This is a genomic window from Acinetobacter sp. Ac8 (genome assembly GCF_055392545.1).
Window position 1 is genome coordinate 2734671 of record NZ_AP043689.1, and the last position, 17472, is coordinate 2752142.

Consider the following 17472-nt stretch of genomic DNA (forward strand, 5'->3'; position numbering starts at 1 on the left):
TAGCGTACATATCATTTCATCATCTATGACAGATCTTTCGTTTAGCAACATGAATGTCGTGCTTGGATAGGCATACAGCTCCCCAAACCAAAACTGAAAATCATTAATTTAAATATCAATATGTAGGATATAACAGCAGTTATATATAAACACCAAAAATACAAACAAGCTCGACAGAATCTTAGGATTTCACGCTGTCAATTTTTAACAGTTAAAGTTTGATATAGGTTCGAAACCCACGGCTCGCATAATATGAGGCAGCACCATTATGATAGGTAAATGTACGCCCATAACGCTGATCACAAAAGATCGCCCCGCCTTGCTGACGTAATATCGTTGGAGTTTCGACCCAGCTGGATGTTTTTAAGTCAAAATTGAATATTTGCTGTAGAGCATAATACTGTTGTTCAGTCATTAGTGCTAAGGCATGCTTATTTACCCAGTCGATCACCGTATCTTCAGGAGGATGATCCTTGCGACTGAGTAATGCCTCTCGGTCATAACACAGACTACGCCGTCCTTTTGGCGACTCAACTGCACAATCAAAAAAATACACACCTTCTGAGTTCGGTAAAACAACCACATCAGGCTCACCGCCAGTCATTTCCATTTGTTGTAAAGCCCATAACTTTTCAGGACAAAGCAAAAGTTGTCTTTGGACAAAATCCCAGCTCATTTGTGCATGTCGTTCTGTATGCTGCTGAAAACGCTGTGCTAAGGTTTTAAATAGGTTTTCAACTTGCAATGGACTGAGTTTTTCTTGCTGTTTTATCATTTTATTTTACTGCCTAATTTTAAGCCTCGACTAGCATAGCATTATCCACTAAGTGCAACCAAATCTGCTTTTTAGGCATACTGAAGTGGATTGATTAAACAGTGTAGCACTGATAATTCAATGGAGTTCTCTGCATACGTAACTTCTTCCACACCGATCCAACTAAAAGCTGAATATATTTTTGCAACGACAGAAAAATAGTCGTGGCGATCGTGAGTTACGGGATATAGCTTCTAATCTTAATTTTAAAAAATGGTAAGAAATCTTGCCGTTTTTTACTTAACAACAAAATATTTTAAAAATCTCGTATTTCATCAAACCAAGTATTCATTGTTTGTTGATCTATATCGAATGTTGAAGCTTCAACCAGTTGCAGTACAGCAAGACCAGTATCTTCCCTTTCAACAGTTTCAATATTGGGCAATGTATTAATTATCTCAACAAGTTCAATAATTGCCCCTTTCACATCTTGCTTTGTCTTCGCCTTGGAGATTTCTTTTAAAGCAGATTTATATGCTTTGATCGCAATTTTTGCATTATTGCTTTCCCAGTTTTCAAATGGAATTCCATATTCAATGGTAAACCATATTGAACTCCTCAGTTTAGACACCGACGAATAATCCAATTGTTTTTCTTTAACTAAATGCTTTAATTCAGCATTTAACCTTTTCCCTGTTTTTTCATCAATATTCCATCCAATGAAGGACCTTAAGTTTTCCCAAGTCTTTAAAGCTGGAAAGCCTTCCAAATTTACAGCATAGCGTATTCCAATACATTCAAGTTGCTGAAGTTGCTTTAAACTTGCTGTATTGGTTATATTCCCAGTTAAGTTTAGATTTTTTAAATTAGGAAACTGTAATAAGCTTTCACAATCAAAAGCTTGACCTAAAGGTTTAACAGTTAAATCTAACGAAGTTATTGCCGTTAAATTTTTCATAACAGGAAGATGGTATGCCGATACCATTGGATCTTTGTTTGTCGTTGGTTCTATTCTCAAATGGGGATATGCTGCTGTGGTAATAATTTCAAATTGCTCAATATGACCAGCCAAATGAAGCGAATATAACCCCTTCTTATTTTCATCATCAGCATGATTTAAAACTAATGTGATTGGATATTGATCTGCTTTGATTGAAAAGTTATGAATTTGAGCATGACTTAAATCTAGACAAATCGCTTGCGTAGGTCGCCAAGAAAAATCTTCTATCACTCTTTTCTTCGACCATTCAATAAACCCCTGATCATTTCCCCAATAATAAAAAAATCTTGGCCAATCTCCATAAGGATGCAAATGCACATTTTGTTGACCATTTGGCGTATAAAAAGTATTAAAAGCATCCCAATTGATTACAGCATTTTCTTCAACAAGAACATCAAACTTTTTCTTGTCCATGCCGATTCGACCAATTGAGAAGCTTCCTTGCCCAGCAGGAATTTTTATCTGATGGCTATTTGTACCTGTTAAAGAAACATAAATGGGAGTATTTCTATCCATGTCCATCCATTATTTGTAAATTGTACGATTCAGCTTTCAGCAAATATTAATTACTTATACTTGTACAAATAAGCATATAAACTCAACACAGAATATATCAAGCTTAAAGCTTAGTTTTTGTTTCATTTTAGCAAAATATGAACATGTTAGATTTAGCTCTATATTTCAACTTTCCCAACTTAGATACTTAAATGATCTAAATGATCTAAATGATCTAAATGACCTTGATGATCTATTTTGACCACAATCAGTGGATGGATTAGAAATCCCAATTTTTTCTAAGCAATCATAACCTAATTCTTTAATATGAAAATCCATATAGTCTTTGACTATCCCTTCAACTTCAAAATCCTTTTGAATGATGTTTTGCTTTTATTGATCAAATTTTACGATATTTTCTAGTAAGTAATTTATTTGATCTAAAGTTTGCTTATTTAAAATATCTTGCCGATTTTCCAATAGAGCACTAACTCAAAAAATGTTGGCACTGTCTACACTTCGTTCCATTTTTATAAAAAAAGAGCGGAAAACCAAGCAATAGAAAAACCAAATAAGCGGGACGTTTTCCTTCGGTATATGGCTGTATATCACGACTACCACAATGAGGGCAACTTTCACTTGCTCCAAACTGTTGTTCTAATTCTTGGCTAAAATCTTGGGCAAGTAATGCTTTAGCCTCCTCTGCATAGCTTTCAGGAACTAACAGTCGCACACCACCCAAAGCATTAGAGTAAAGCCAATCCATATTAATAGTATGTTCATTTTCAATACGTGCTGGAATTTCTGCTGCTTCTAATTGCGTTTTGGCAATCTGAGCCTCGTAAGGAAATGAATATGTTTCAGCGACCACCCATTGCATAAGAACACCTAACAGAAATAAAAATGGATTTTAAGCTCAATTCATTTAACTGTATATTGCATAAATTTATTCAATTGATGCTTCCATTTTTCAAGTTATGACGAAGGAAAGAAAATTTCATAAGAATAAGGAAATACGTTGAAGTATAGTTAGGTTTTAAAGCAGTGCGTTTTATCTATTTCCGTTAAATGTCATTCTTCTTTCTATTCTGCCTAAGCAACCAATAACTATAGTTAGTCTTAACTCTATCCTACTTTGCTATATTTTGATGAGGAAGTAAAACAGCAAAATTTACATCTTTTTCTTACTATTTATTATTTTTCTCCGCGCATAAAAAAACACCCCGCTCTCGCTAGAGATCGGGGTGTTTTAGATTTAAAAGCTGGCGATGACTTACTCTCACATGGGTAACCCCACACTACCATCAGCGCTAAGAGGTTTCACTTCTGAGTTCGGGAAGGGATCAGGTGGTTCACTCTTGCTATTGTCGCCAGCAAACTGTTATGGACTTGTTCGGGTCTTATTTAAATGCCTTACTTCGTACCAAATCTTGCGCTCGGGCAAAGCGTTGCTTTGCTTACCCTCGCTCAAACAGAACATTTGAGTTGAATAGTTTAACTAGCTTTACAACTAAATCAAGTATGTTTGATCTTTTATGAATCAAATGATGCTTCATATACAACTGCTTGGGTGTTGTATAGTCAAGCCTCACGAGCAATTAGTATTGGTCAGCTTCATGCGTCACCGCACTTCCACATCCAACCTATCAACGTCGTAGTCTTCAACGGCTCTTTAGAGGACATAAAGTCCTAGGGAAATCTTATCTTGAGGTAGGCTTCCCGCTTAGATGCTTTCAGCGGTTATCCCTTCCGAACATAGCTACCCGGCGATGCGACTGGCGTCACAACCGGTACACCAGAGGTTCGTCCACTCTGGTCCTCTCGTACTAGGAGCAGATCCTCTCAAATTTCCAACGCCCACGGTAGATAGGGACCGAACTGTCTCACGACGTTCTAAACCCAGCTCGCGTACCTCTTTAAATGGCGAACAGCCATACCCTTGGGACCTGCTTCAGCCCCAGGATGAGATGAGCCGACATCGAGGTGCCAAACACCGCCGTCGATATGAACTCTTGGGCGGTATCAGCCTGTTATCCCCAGAGTACCTTTTATCCGTTGAGCGATGGCCCTTCCATACAGAACCACCGGATCACTAAGACCTACTTTCGTACCTGCTCGACTTGTGGGTCTCGCAGTTAAGCGCGCTTTTGCCTTTATACTCTACGCGTGATTTCCGACCACGCTGAGCGCACCTTCGTACTCCTCCGTTACTCTTTAGGAGGAGACCGCCCCAGTCAAACTACCCACCAGACATGGTCCTCGTCCCGGATAACGGGACAGAGTTAGAACCTCAATATTACCAGGGTGGTATTTCAAGGATGGCTCCATAGCAACTGGCGTCACTACTTCAAAGCCTCCCACCTATCCTACACAAGTAAGATCAAAGTTCAATGTCAAGCTGCAGTAAAGGTTCACGGGGTCTTTCCGTCTAGCCGCGGGTACACCGCATCTTCACGGCGATTTCGATTTCACTGAGCCTCTGCTGGAGACAGCGCCCCCATCATTATGCCATTCGTGCAGGTCGGAACTTACCCGACAAGGAATTTCGCTACCTTAGGACCGTTATAGTTACGGCCGCCGTTTACTGGGGCTTCGATCAAGAGCTTCGCTTACGCTAACCCCATCAATTAACCTTCCAGCACCGGGCAGGCATCACACCCTATACGTCCACTTTCGTGTTTGCAGAGTGCTATGTTTTTAATAAACAGTTGCAGGGGCCTGGTTTCTGTGGCTGCCAATAGCTCAAGGAGCAAGTCCTATCACCGTCAGCAGCGTACCTTCTCCCGAAGTTACGGTACCATTTTGCCTAGTTCCTTCAGCAGAGTTCTCTCAAGCGCTTTGGTCTACTCGACCTGACCACCTGTGTCGGTTTAGGGTACGATTCCTGTGTAACTGAAGCTTAGAGACTTTTCCTGGAAGCATAGTATCAGCCACTTCGCTAGTAAACTAGCTTGCTATCAGCTCTCAGCATAGAGCACCCCGGATTTGCCTAAGATGCATGCCTACTGCCTTTCACCTGGACAACCAACGCCAGGCTGACTTAACTTTCTCCGTCCTCTCATCGCATTACACAGAAGTATTGGAATATTAACCAATTTCCCATCGACTACGCCTCTCGGCCTCGCCTTAGGGGTCGACTCACCCAGCCCCGATTAACGTTGGACTGGAACCCTTGGTCTTTCAGCGAACGGGTTTTTCACCCGTTTTGTCGTTACTCACGTCAGCATTCGCACTTCTGATACCTCCAGCATACTTCTCAATACACCTTCATCGGCTTACAGAACGCTCCCCTACCACGTATACATAGTATACATCCGCAGCTTCGGCATATAGTTTTAGCCCCGTTACATCTTCCGCGCAGGCCGACTCGACTAGTGAGCTATTACGCTTTCTTTAAAGGGTGGCTGCTTCTAAGCCAACCTCCTAGCTGTCTATGCCTTCCCACATCGTTTCCCACTTAACTATAATTTGGGGGCCTTAGCTGGCGGTCTGGATTGTTTTCCTCTTGACTACGGACGTTAGCACCCGCAGTCTGTCTCCCGGATAGTACTCATAGGTATTCGGAGTTTGCATCGGTTTGGTAAGTCGGGATGACCCCCTAGCCGAAACAGTGCTCTACCCCCTATGGTATTCGTCCGAGGCGCTACCTAAATAGCTTTCGGGGAGAACCAGCTATCACCGAGTTTGATTAGCCTTTCACCCCTATCCACAAGTCATCCCCTGGCTTTTCAACGACAGTGGGTTCGGTCCTCCAGTTAGTGTTACCCAACCTTCAACCTGCTCATGGATAGATCACCCGGTTTCGGGTCTATACCCAGCAACTAAACGCCCTATTAAGACTCGATTTCTCTACGGCTCCCCTATACGGTTAACCTTGCTACTGAATATAAGTCGCTGACCCATTATACAAAAGGTACGCAGTCACCAAACAAGTTGGCTCCCACTGCTTGTATGCATGCGGTTTCAGGATCTATTTCACTCCCCTCACAGGGGTTCTTTTCGCCTTTCCCTCACGGTACTGGTTCACTATCGGTCAGTCAGGAGTATTTAGCCTTGGAGGATGGTCCCCCCATATTCAGACAAGGTTTCACGTGCCTCGCCCTACTCGTCATCATTATATGTGCCCTTTCGTGTACGGGACTATCACCCTCTACGGTAGCACTTCCCAGAGCTTTCCGCTAAAACACATATAACTTAATGGGCTGATCCCCGTTCGCTCGCCGCTACTGAGGGAATCTCAATTGATTTCTTTTCCTAAGGGTACTGAGATGTTTCACTTCCCCTCGTTCGCCTCGCATGACTATGTATTCATCATGCGATACCTACCTTATGGTAAGTGGGTTTCCCCATTCAGAAATCTCCGGATCACAGGATATTTGCCGCCTCCCCGAAGCTTATCGCAGGCTATTACGTCTTTCATCGCCTCTGACTGCCAAGGCATCCACCACATGCACTTAATTACTTGACTATACAACCCCAAACAGTCGTTAATCCCTACAAGGAGGATCAACAATGTGAACTTAATCACTTCTATTTGTTGCCTGTGAACTTAATCACCATACAGCTTCAATTTAATTCATATACCAAAACGCTTGATTCAGTTTTATCGCTAGTGCTCATTTCACTCAACATTAACAATTACTTGCTAACATCAACTAAAACGAGTTTAAACAATTATTTCAACTCAAATATATTCTGTTAATGATTCACTACCGCCTCGTCAGCGAGTAGTTAACTGTGATAAATCACAGAACTTAATAAGCTATCGGCTTACTAAGTTCTGTAATCACTTAGTCTTTAATTAGTGGTGGAGACTAACGGAGTCGAACCGTTGACCTCCTGCGTGCAAAGCAGGCGCTCTACCAACTAAGCTAAGTCCCCAGCTTAAGATCTTAATATATCTGCTCTTCTGTGTTCAGTAGACTTGGTGGGTCTGACAAGACTTGAACTTGTGACCCCACGCTTATCAAGCGTGTGCTCTAACCAACTGAGCTACAGACCCTCAGATACATCAATGAAGAACAACTTGTTGTGGATTCTTACCAATCGTCAATCTTTCGTTAAGGAGGTGATCCAGCCGCAGGTTCCCCTACGGCTACCTTGTTACGACTTCACCCCAGTCATCGGCCACACCGTGGTAAGCGTCCTCCTTACGGTTAGACTACCTACTTCTGGTGCAACAAACTCCCATGGTGTGACGGGCGGTGTGTACAAGGCCCGGGAACGTATTCACCGCGGCATTCTGATCCGCGATTACTAGCGATTCCGACTTCATGGAGTCGAGTTGCAGACTCCAATCCGGACTACGATCGGCTTTTTGAGATTAGCATCCTATCGCTAGGTAGCAACCCTTTGTACCGACCATTGTAGCACGTGTGTAGCCCTGGTCGTAAGGGCCATGATGACTTGACGTCGTCCCCGCCTTCCTCCAGTTTGTCACTGGCAGTATCCTTAAAGTTCCCACCCGAAGTGCTGGCAAATAAGGAAAAGGGTTGCGCTCGTTGCGGGACTTAACCCAACATCTCACGACACGAGCTGACGACAGCCATGCAGCACCTGTATGTAAGTTCCCGAAGGCACCAATCCATCTCTGGAAAGTTCTTACTATGTCAAGACCAGGTAAGGTTCTTCGCGTTGCATCGAATTAAACCACATGCTCCACCGCTTGTGCGGGCCCCCGTCAATTCATTTGAGTTTTAGTCTTGCGACCGTACTCCCCAGGCGGTCTACTTATCGCGTTAGCTGCGCCACTAAAGCCTCAAAGGCCCCAACGGCTAGTAGACATCGTTTACGGCATGGACTACCAGGGTATCTAATCCTGTTTGCTCCCCATGCTTTCGTACCTCAGCGTCAGTATTAGGCCAGATGGCTGCCTTCGCCATCGGTATTCCTCCAGATCTCTACGCATTTCACCGCTACACCTGGAATTCTACCATCCTCTCCCATACTCTAGCTTCCCAGTATCGAATGCAATTCCCAAGTTAAGCTCGGGGATTTCACATCCGACTTAAAAAGCCGCCTACGCACGCTTTACGCCCAGTAAATCCGATTAACGCTCGCACCCTCTGTATTACCGCGGCTGCTGGCACAGAGTTAGCCGGTGCTTATTCTGCGAGTAACGTCCACTCATCCTAGGTATTAACTAGAAGAGCCTCCTCCTCGCTTAAAGTGCTTTACAACCATAAGGCCTTCTTCACACACGCGGCATGGCTGGATCAGGGTTCCCCCCATTGTCCAATATTCCCCACTGCTGCCTCCCGTAGGAGTCTGGGCCGTGTCTCAGTCCCAGTGTGGCGGATCATCCTCTCAGACCCGCTACAGATCGTCGCCTTGGTAGGCCTTTACCCCACCAACTAGCTAATCCGACTTAGGCTCATCTATTAACGCAAGGTCACAAGTGATCCCCTGCTTTCCCCCGTAGGGCGTATGCGGTATTAGCATCCCTTTCGAGATGTTGTCCCCCATTAATAGGCAGATTCCTAAGTATTACTCACCCGTCCGCCGCTAGGTCAATTACCGAAGCAATCTCCCCCCGCTCGACTTGCATGTGTTAAGCCTGCCGCCAGCGTTCAATCTGAGCCATGATCAAACTCTTCAGTTAAAAATCATTAGTGACTTAAGGTCACAATTCTGGCTCATCAATGTACTGACAAATTCTCTCAAATAAACTTCGAGTAATTTAAACCAATCAATCAATGATAATATTTCGATCAATCAATCAGTAAAAATCCACACAAGTTGTTCTTCATATTCTCTTAATGATTAATTTATCACTTCGTCAGTGATAAATAAGACGCAATAAACATTTAACAACTTAACCCTCTAAGCTAAGTTCGTTTGCTGTATCGCGTCGGGATGCTGCGTATTCTATACAGATTTTAAACCAGCGCAAGCCCTATTTTCAACAAAATGCATCGTGTGATTATTTTTTAATCTAAATATTCAAAAAACCGCATAAATCACCTATTTTTTAGGCATTTTTGAGAAATTCAGCTTAAAAGCAACCTATATCTATTCAAAATAATCACCAGAAGATTGTGCATGTAGAAACGCAGGAATTAATCCTGTTAATGCTGCACGTATATCAGCACGTTCATTAATCAATTGATGCGAGCCTTCTTCAAGAATCAATAAGGTCTGTAATCTAAATTGTCGACGTACAAAATCAATATTATATTTCCAGTCTACAGTTTGGTCTTGTGCACCTTGTGCCAACCAAACCGGAATGCGGCACTTTGGATAGGCTTCCATTTCCAGCATCCACTTTGACATTGCCAAAATCCAATCCATTCCCATCATTCGAGGTTGTAACGGGTCTTTAAGGCGTACAAATCTTAAAAACTCAGGATTGTGATTATTTCTTTTAAAGTGACGAGGGACTTCTCTTTTAATTCTGCGAATAATTCCTAGACCAATAGAATTATGCCACCACGCTGTTTTTGCAGGTCGGACCAATGGTGAAAGCAGTAACACCCGATCCACAATTGGATTTTCACGTTTTTGTGCATACTCAAGTAAATGATGCATCCAAATTGCACCACCTGTACTTTGCCCTACTCCCAACCACGGCTTAGGAAGCTGTTCTGCATTTTTTACATATTGATAGACCGCATGTAACACTTGTTGGTAATGGTCAAAATTTTGAATATTTGCAGGAGAACCATTACTCAGCCCATGCCCTGGCAAATCATAAGTAATCACACTAAATCCTTGTTCAAGGATTTCTTTCACAATCGGTTGGTAAATACCACTATGTTCTAAATAGCCATGCAACAAACACACAGTACCTTTTATTTTATCTATATTGGGCTTAAATACTTGCACATGGAGTTTAAACAACGGCATATCAATAAAACCTTGCCATTGAACACAGTCCAGTTGATCAAAACCATAAAGACGTTGATAAGATTTTATTTCTTTATTTGGAATATATTCACGATTTAAGTTTAAGGCTTCTAATAGTTGTGGTGTTGTATCTCGACTTGGAATAGGTAAGTCAAGTTGCTTTAGAATTGTTGGATTTAAAAATGGAATATCTGCCATTAAGGCACCTCTCTACAGCCACTCGAACCAAACAACATATCTCGGATTGTTGCTAAAGTTTCATAATTGGCTCTACGACTATGATCATAATTTTGTTTGCTAGGCTGCCATGCTGTTAATTGAGTTGGCATGGGTGCATTGACAGGAATTGTTTCGATCCCATTTAATGCAAATAAACGACGCGTTCTCGGCATATGGTAACGATCGGTAATTAATAAGACTGTAGGTGCACCACCTTTCTTCTGTAAAAGCAATGAGCTGAAGCGTGTATTTTCACAGGTGTTCATGCTTCTATTTTCTAATAGTTTTGCTTGAACACCGCGCTCAGATAACCATTTTTGCATATAGGGTGCTTCTACACCACTCAGCACAATAGGAAGTTTAACTTTCTCTTCTAAGGCTAAGGTTGTTTCAAGTCTTAGTTTGGTATAGTCATTCACAATAATGTCTTTTTGATTTTTATCTAAAGTTAAACCACCGCCCAAGACTACAATTGCATAAGGTTGACTGATTGGCTTCGGTTGTTCACTGGTTTTGGTAGGCAAACTTTCAAGATCTTCTTGTACTTGTGAACTGGACAATTCATTTGCCAATGTGTGTGAATTTTCTTGAAGTAATTTTTCATCAATTTTATGTTTTTTTAAGAATTTTAAATATTCATCCATTAAAGCCTTATTGTCTTCACTATTTAAATCCAATAAGTTTTTAACCACTTCGTTCGATTGATTCTCAACAACCTCTGATGCAGCATGTTCAGACACCAATGGAATTACCGGTTTGTTTTGTTCTTCATCATCATTTTTTTTATCTTCAGCAATTTTTTCTTGCAAGGCTTTATATCGTAACTGGAGTAGCATTAAATCCTGAGCATTTTTACTCTTAATCGCTTCATCCATCAGCTTAAGATAGGCTTGTCGAGCAATCCATAAGTCAGAACCAGGTTCTAAGTTTTCAGCCTCCGAAAGTGCAGCATTTTGTTGGCTCTTTGCTGCCACCTGATTCACTTCAACTGGAACAATGCTATTCAGGATTTTAACCATCATTGTCGAATAAAATGGCGTGTACCAAAAAACGACCAAACAGCCGAATAATACAAATAATATGGCAATTATTCGTAGAAATCTGACCATCCAATGCGGTTTGACCATATATTTACTCAATTTAATGGTTTTCGATTAACCCTAGTTCATTATAAAGCACAGGTTCAGGCTCTAAGTGCACACCAAACTTCTCAAAAACATCTTTTTGTACTGCCTGATATGTTGCGCGTACATCTGTCAATGTTGCATCGGCATAATTCACCAATACCAAAGCTTGTTTATGAAACATTCCCACCTGATTAAGCTGTTTACCTTTCCAACCTGATTGATCAATCAACCAACCCGCTGCAATTTTAACGTGATTCCCTGCTTGAGGATAATGTGGAATATTAGGGAATTTTGCAATTAATTGTGAAAACTCTTGTTGCTTAATAATCGGATTTTTAAAGAAACTTCCCACGTTTGGATATTCTTTTGGATCTGGGAGTTTACTTTGACGAATATGAATCACTTGCTTTTGTAAGTTTTCAGCACTCATATCATCCATCATTGCATCTTTTAAATCCCCATAATTTACTTTTAAATCAGCTTGTTTAAGCAATTTAAAAATCACATGGGTAATCACATAACGATCTGGGTCATCTTTAAAAATACTGTATCGATAAGAAAAATGGCAATCTTGTGCTTGAATAGACAGTGTCTGTGCTGATTGACGATCGTAGACTTCTACAGATTGAATAAATTCACCGACTTCAACACCATACGCGCCAATATTTTGCACAGGCGATGCGCCGACTAAGCCCGGAATCAAAGCCAAGTTCTGTAAACCGTAAAGCTGTTGCGTTGTCGTCCACAATACAAAGTCATGCCAAACTTGCCCTGCACCCACTTTGATTGTTTTACTTTCGGCATCTTCACTTAAAAATTCAATACCTTGTATATCTATAGCAACTACAAGCGCATGAATATGCTCAGGCAGCATCATATTGCTACCCCCTGAAAGCAGTAAAACGTTTAAATCGTGTGCTTTAGAAAATTGCAACGCTTGTTGAAGATCTACGATAGATTGTATTTTGACATAATGTGATGCAATCGAGTTCAAACTCAATGTATTAAAGGGTTTGAGCTGAACCTGTGATTCAATATTCATAACTTAAATTTATTTCCTAAAAATATTTCAATCACTTGCATTAAAACTGTTGTTGAAACACATGTACCCAAGCCAAACTGCTTGATTCACACTGATCAAGTACACGTTCAAATCCATCAGCTTCACCATAATAAGGATCTGGAAGCGCCTGTTGTGGATAAACGCGATCGTGCTCACTCATTAAAGCAATTTTAGCTTTGATTTGAGCAAGACCAAATTGGCTGCTGGCTTGGTTATACACATGCTGTATATCCGCAAAATTCTGATGATCCATGGCAAGAATCAAATCAAACTCTAAAAAGTCTTGTATTTTTAATTGTCTAGCACGTAATCCAGAAAGATCATAACCTCTTTTTATTGCATGTTTTTGACTGCGACTATCGGGAGATTTATTTGGATGATAATTGCTCGTTCCAGCGGAATCCACAACTACATTTAATCGTTTTTCATCACAATAGTGTCGTAAAACCACCTCTGCTGTGGGTGAGCGACAAATATTTCCTAAGCACACACATAAAACTTTGTATGGCATTTTGGATGACATAACAACCTCAAATGATCATTCCTTTTATAAAGTCTTATGTTAAGTTATTTAGCAGGCGAATCCTATAGAACCTTAAAACAATAATGTTTAATTTGTGATGATAGATTAAGGATAATACATATGAGTCATTTTCAATTCCAAACTGTAGCCAATATTATTTCAGGTTTAGGATCAATCCAAGAACTCAGCACAGTATTAGGCAATCAATACCACAAAGCATTAATCGTGACAGATGCAGGCATGATTCAACACGCACTGCATTTGCCGCTATTAAAAATTTTAGCGCAATGCAATTTAGACTATGAAATTTATGCCGATGTACAGGCAGACCCAGCAGAGCAGATTGTTTTATCGGCAGTTCAATTCGCCAAAGACAATCAAGTAGATGTGGTGATTGGCTTTGGTGGTGGTAGCTCTATGGATGTTGCTAAACTCATCGCGATTTTGGCAAATCCAAAGCAATCACAAAGTATTCAGGAAATCTATGGAGTCAATAATGTCAAAGGCCCTCGCCTTCCTTTAATTCTTATTCCAACCACAGCGGGCACAGGCTCTGAAGTCACCCCCATTTCAATTGTCACTACAGGTGAAACTACCAAAACAGGTATCGTTTCCCCCATTTTATATGCCGATGTGGCAATTCTAGATGCAACATTTACCTCAGGCCTACCTGCACATATCACAGCAGCAACAGGCATAGATGCGATGGTGCATGCCATTGAAGCCTATACCTCTAAAATTAAAAAGAATTTTTATGCAGACATGCTTGCTAAACAAGCCCTTAAACTTTTAAATAAAAATTTAAAATTGGTCTTGGCGGATGGTACAAATTTAGCAGCTCGTCAAAATATGCTGGTTGGCTCTATGCTTGCAGGGCAGGCTTTTGCCAACGCTCCTGTAGGTGCTGTACACGCTTTAGCATACCCCTTAGGTGGTCATTTTCATTTATCACATGGACATACTAATGCTTTAGTTTTATTGGAGGTGTTAAAATTCAATGCGCCTGATGCAAAAGCACTTTATGCAGAGTTAATGCAATGGCTTGATCCTTATAGTAAAGGCAGTACAGAAGGCTTATGTGACTTATTTATTGATCATATGCAGAGACACTTAGATCACAGTGGTTTGACTTTGAAATTGCGCGATTTAAATGTACACGAGCAGCAACTCGATAGATTGGCATCCGATGCAATGCTACAAACCCGTCTTTTACAAAATAATCCAAGGCCTCTACTCCACGCAGATGCATTAAAAATTTATCAGGCGATTTATTAAAATTTATCAACATTGATCATGCATTGATTTATTGAATGCACTTTTAAATAGACTTCTTTCATAGGTCCTTTTTAAAAGCATAAATCAATATAAAAGCGCCCTCATCCTAGCCTTCCTCCAGTAGGAGAAGGCACTTTCAATACCAATATGACTCACACCACATGATCATTTTTTAATTTATGAATAATCTTGAATAAACATGGAGTACAATTGAGACATACTCGCTGAGTGTTTTATTTAAAAGTATCAAAATATCTATCATATGACCTATAATTTGTGTTTGAAATATGCGGCCTGCATCAGATCAAATCGACCTAAATTTTGAACAAAATTTATAATCTTGTAAAAATACAGCATTAAAATTAAACTTGATTATTCTCAAAATATGAAAAAAACCATCTTATTGCCTCGTTTTGTTATATTTTTTAATCAATCGAACTTAAAGTTTTTTTAAAGATTTTATTTAAAAATGATTAATTATCAAACCATTAACCCATTAAACGTTTATTTTATGACTAGCTAGTAATTAGTTTTTATTTAATTTTTATTTAATTTTTAAAATAATTACTCTAAAATCGCGACAGATCTTAATCGGAAAATTAAGACAACTAGTATTGGAAAATGATTCTATGAAAAAACTTACATTAGCAATTCTGCCATTAGCAGCATTTGGATTAAGCAACGTTTCTCACGCAGCAACTTCAGATGGTAAAACTTTTGGTGTTTCTGCTGGTTGGTTACATGTTATGCCTCAAAGTAAAGGACAAGGCGTAAATGGTAAAACTGGTAATAGTCCTTATTTAGGTCCATTGGCGAATATACAAGCCAATAACCCAGATGCAGGCTTTGAAGTACAAAATGCGGATACAGCAGGCTTAATGCTTGATTATTTTGTCAATGACAATGTTTCGCTTGAATTAACTTTAGGCGCTCCTCCTGAAATGGAGCTTGCTGGTAAAGGTAGCATTAAAGTTCATGGTGTTACTGTCGTTGATCTAAATAAATTTGATAAAGCTGCAACAACAGATGCTTATACACCAACGCTTTCTGGTCGTTATCACTTTGGTTCAATCAACAACAAGATCCGTCCTTATGTAGGTGCAGGCTTGATGTATGCTCATTTCTCAAATGTTGAGACTGATTCAGCAATCAATGATGCATTAAAAGCCAATCCTTTACTTGGTCGATACAATCCAGAACTAGGTAAAGTTAAAGTTGATGACGCGTTTGCACCTGTTGCAATCCTTGGCGCAGATTTCAATATCAACAAAAATTGGTATGCAACTGCTTCTGTTTCATATGCGCATTTAACAACAAAAGCAAAATTAAATGTTAATGGTACAACGCCAGCTGGACAAACTACTTTAATTTCAGGCCAAAGCAGCATTGAGATTAAACCAATCGTGACTTATTTAGGTCTTGGTTATCGTTTCTAATCAATTTAGACTGAATCAGTTCTAAATTGCAAAAGCTCATTAGGTTAGACTTAATGAGCTTTTTTATTGCATACACTTGATTATAAATGTTTAACTAAAACACTTGTAAACAAGTGCAAAATTCATCTATAAAGTTACTTGTTTATAAAATCTTGAAAAGCATTGACTTGGTGATTGATCACAAAAAAGCGCTGTTAATTTTTTACCTATTTGAATGAATAATCCAAATGAAACCAGAAATAAAATTACGTACCCAATATTCCTTTATCTTCCCTATCCAAACACGTTGGGCAGACAACGATATTTATGGTCATGTGAATAATGTGACTTATTATAGTTATTTTGACACTGCGGCAAATGCGCTCCTGATCCAAAAAACAGACTTTGATATACACCATTCACCCATCATTGGCTTGGTGGTAAATTCTTCATGTCATTTTCTCGAAGAACTCACCTATCCAGAAATTATTGAGGTTGGGGTCGCCATCGCAAAAATTGGTAATTCATCACTGAGCTATGATCTGGCTATTTTCAAACAAGGTAAAACTCAAGCTTCAGCACAAGGTCAATTTGTGCATGTATTTGTTGAGCGTGAGACAAAGAAAAGCACCCCGATTCCACAAAAAATGCGAGATGCTTTGCAAGACTATACAAACTGAGTTCGATATAAGTTTTTGATGAAATATGATACGCGGAAACGTCATCCGCAACTGTCTGAGGCAGGACTTCATTCATAAAGTATTGTTTCTGCGATTCATTGAATGCGTTTCTGGTCGTTGACGAGTTTTGCGGATGACAATGGTTTTGCCTACTTTTGCCGAAACAAAAGTAGGGCGAGCCGCAGGCTGATCCTGAAATTGAATGACAGTTCAGCAAGACTCCGTCAAGATCATTGCTTTTCAATAAGTTAAAGATATAGTTAAGTCGAACTCACGTTATATAGTTTAAGCCTAAAAAATTGACACTTAAGACTATTTAGCTCCGACACCCTAAAAATAAACATCATTTTAAGCCAAGGTATTTTGATCCCAAAAAGCCTGACTCACTTCAGGCATTTGATTTAACATTTCAATAATCGGCTGAATTTCTTTTTCCTCAACAGAATTCGCAATCAAAATCGCCTTAATTTCCACATCTTGCTCACCAAACGGTTCTACATCAAAATCTTTAGCAGGAAAATGATAACGCTTTAAAGCTTTATTCAGCTCATCCATGACATATTTACTGTGCTCTTTTTGACAAACCACATAAATTTCATGTTGCATTTCCGAATCAACATTTAAAGGTTTACGGTCGATAATATGCCCAATAGGGCGTAATAAAGTATTGGCTGCCAAAATAAATATCGTCGCTAATATTGCTTCCACCAAACGGTCACAACCGGCCGCAGCACCGACAGCAGCAGAACACCACAAGGTTGCAGCAGTATTGAGTCCTTGAATATTCCCTTCTTGGCGCATGATTACCCCTGCGCCAAGAAATCCAATGCCAGAAACCACATAAGCAATCACCCGTACTGAACCATCAGCACCTGTTAAGTTATTGGCAATATCAACAAATATAGCAGCGCCAAGTGCGACTAATACATTGGTTCTTAAACCTGCTGTACGCTGTCTATACTGTCGCTCAAACCCGATCAATCCCCCTAAAATAAAAGCGCCAAGTAAACTAATCAAGGTATCTAGCATATTCGCTAATTCTAGATGTTGCATGAATTGGAGTTGCATTGGAGTTC

11 protein-coding genes, 2 tRNA genes and 3 rRNA genes are annotated in these 17472 nt (G+C 40.1%); 3 read left to right on the forward strand and 13 right to left on the reverse strand.

Translation table 11 applies throughout. From position 1 onward, the window contains the following. Positions 1 to 211: 211 nt before the first annotated feature. The 12 genes from ACZ5QH_RS12975 to ACZ5QH_RS13030 all read right to left on the reverse strand — a co-directional run bounded on the left by ACZ5QH_RS12975 (position 212) and on the right by ACZ5QH_RS13030 (position 13026). The gene (locus ACZ5QH_RS12975; RefSeq protein ID WP_303576805.1) at positions 212 to 775 is read right to left on the reverse strand and encodes a DUF4256 domain-containing protein; all 564 of its coding nucleotides are present in this window, start codon (positions 773 to 775) and stop codon (positions 212 to 214) included. A gap of 295 nt (positions 776 to 1070) precedes the next feature. Beyond that, a complete protein-coding gene (locus ACZ5QH_RS12980) occupies positions 1071 to 2270 on the reverse strand; it encodes a hypothetical protein (protein ID WP_303576804.1) in 1200 nt (399 codons plus the stop codon). A 466-nt stretch (positions 2271 to 2736) separates the two neighbouring features. Beyond that, the gene (locus ACZ5QH_RS12985) at positions 2737 to 3129 is read right to left on the reverse strand and encodes a putative signal transducing protein (RefSeq protein ID WP_303576803.1); all 393 of its coding nucleotides are present in this window, start codon (positions 3127 to 3129) and stop codon (positions 2737 to 2739) included. Between the two features lie 380 nt (positions 3130 to 3509). Then, positions 3510 to 3624, reverse strand: a 5S ribosomal RNA gene (gene rrf, locus ACZ5QH_RS12990). A 202-nt stretch (positions 3625 to 3826) separates the two neighbouring features. Next, a 23S ribosomal RNA gene (locus ACZ5QH_RS12995) occupies positions 3827 to 6717 on the reverse strand. A 337-nt stretch (positions 6718 to 7054) separates the two neighbouring features. After that, positions 7055 to 7130 (reverse strand) — tRNA-Ala (locus ACZ5QH_RS13000). 44 nt (positions 7131 to 7174) lie between these two features. Further along, positions 7175 to 7251: transfer RNA gene (locus ACZ5QH_RS13005), tRNA-Ile, on the reverse strand. 59 nt (positions 7252 to 7310) lie between these two features. Then, positions 7311 to 8850, reverse strand: a 16S ribosomal RNA gene (locus tag ACZ5QH_RS13010). The 16S, 23S and 5S rRNA genes sit together here with 2 tRNA genes alongside, the layout of an rRNA operon. Positions 8851 to 9260: 410 nt before the next feature. Then, positions 9261 to 10292: an alpha/beta hydrolase gene (locus ACZ5QH_RS13015; protein WP_004719563.1), complete on the reverse strand. Its 1032-nt coding sequence runs from the start codon at positions 10290 to 10292 to the stop codon at positions 9261 to 9263. Beyond that, complete coding sequence (locus ACZ5QH_RS13020; RefSeq protein WP_303577712.1) at positions 10292 to 11440, reverse strand: YdcF family protein; 1149 nt, start codon at positions 11438 to 11440, stop codon at positions 10292 to 10294. Before ACZ5QH_RS13020 ends, ACZ5QH_RS13015 begins: the two co-directional genes overlap by 1 nt. Positions 11441 to 11453: 13 nt before the next feature. Then, positions 11454 to 12482, reverse strand: a complete 1029-nt coding sequence (gene murB, locus ACZ5QH_RS13025; protein WP_303577713.1) for a UDP-N-acetylmuramate dehydrogenase — start codon at positions 12480 to 12482, stop codon at positions 11454 to 11456. Between the two features lie 40 nt (positions 12483 to 12522). Then, on the reverse strand, positions 12523 to 13026 hold the full coding sequence (locus ACZ5QH_RS13030) for a low molecular weight protein-tyrosine-phosphatase (protein ID WP_004822261.1): 504 nt from the start codon (positions 13024 to 13026) through the stop codon (positions 12523 to 12525). Positions 13027 to 13146: 120 nt separating this feature from the next. Here ACZ5QH_RS13030 and ACZ5QH_RS13035 point away from each other — a divergent pair, with 120 nt between their 5' ends. The 3 genes from ACZ5QH_RS13035 to ACZ5QH_RS13045 all read left to right on the forward strand — a co-directional run bounded on the left by ACZ5QH_RS13035 (position 13147) and on the right by ACZ5QH_RS13045 (position 16396). Continuing rightward, positions 13147 to 14301 (forward strand): iron-containing alcohol dehydrogenase, encoded by a 1155-nt coding sequence (locus tag ACZ5QH_RS13035; protein ID WP_004822263.1) that lies wholly within the window; start codon positions 13147 to 13149, stop codon positions 14299 to 14301. A 629-nt stretch (positions 14302 to 14930) separates the two neighbouring features. After that, positions 14931 to 15737 carry an OmpW/AlkL family protein gene (locus ACZ5QH_RS13040; protein ID WP_004822265.1) on the forward strand — a complete coding sequence of 269 codons (807 nt, stop codon included), beginning with the start codon at positions 14931 to 14933 and terminating at the stop codon, positions 15735 to 15737. A 227-nt stretch (positions 15738 to 15964) separates the two neighbouring features. Beyond that, entirely contained in the window at positions 15965 to 16396 is a 432-nt protein-coding gene (locus ACZ5QH_RS13045) for an acyl-CoA thioesterase (RefSeq protein ID WP_303577714.1), read from the forward strand. 348 nt (positions 16397 to 16744) lie between these two features. Here the strand turns inward: ACZ5QH_RS13045 and ACZ5QH_RS13050 are convergent, their stop codons facing one another. Beyond that, entirely contained in the window at positions 16745 to 17464 is a 720-nt protein-coding gene (locus ACZ5QH_RS13050) for an MgtC/SapB family protein (protein WP_004719550.1), read from the reverse strand. Positions 17465 to 17472: the final 8 nt, after the last annotated feature.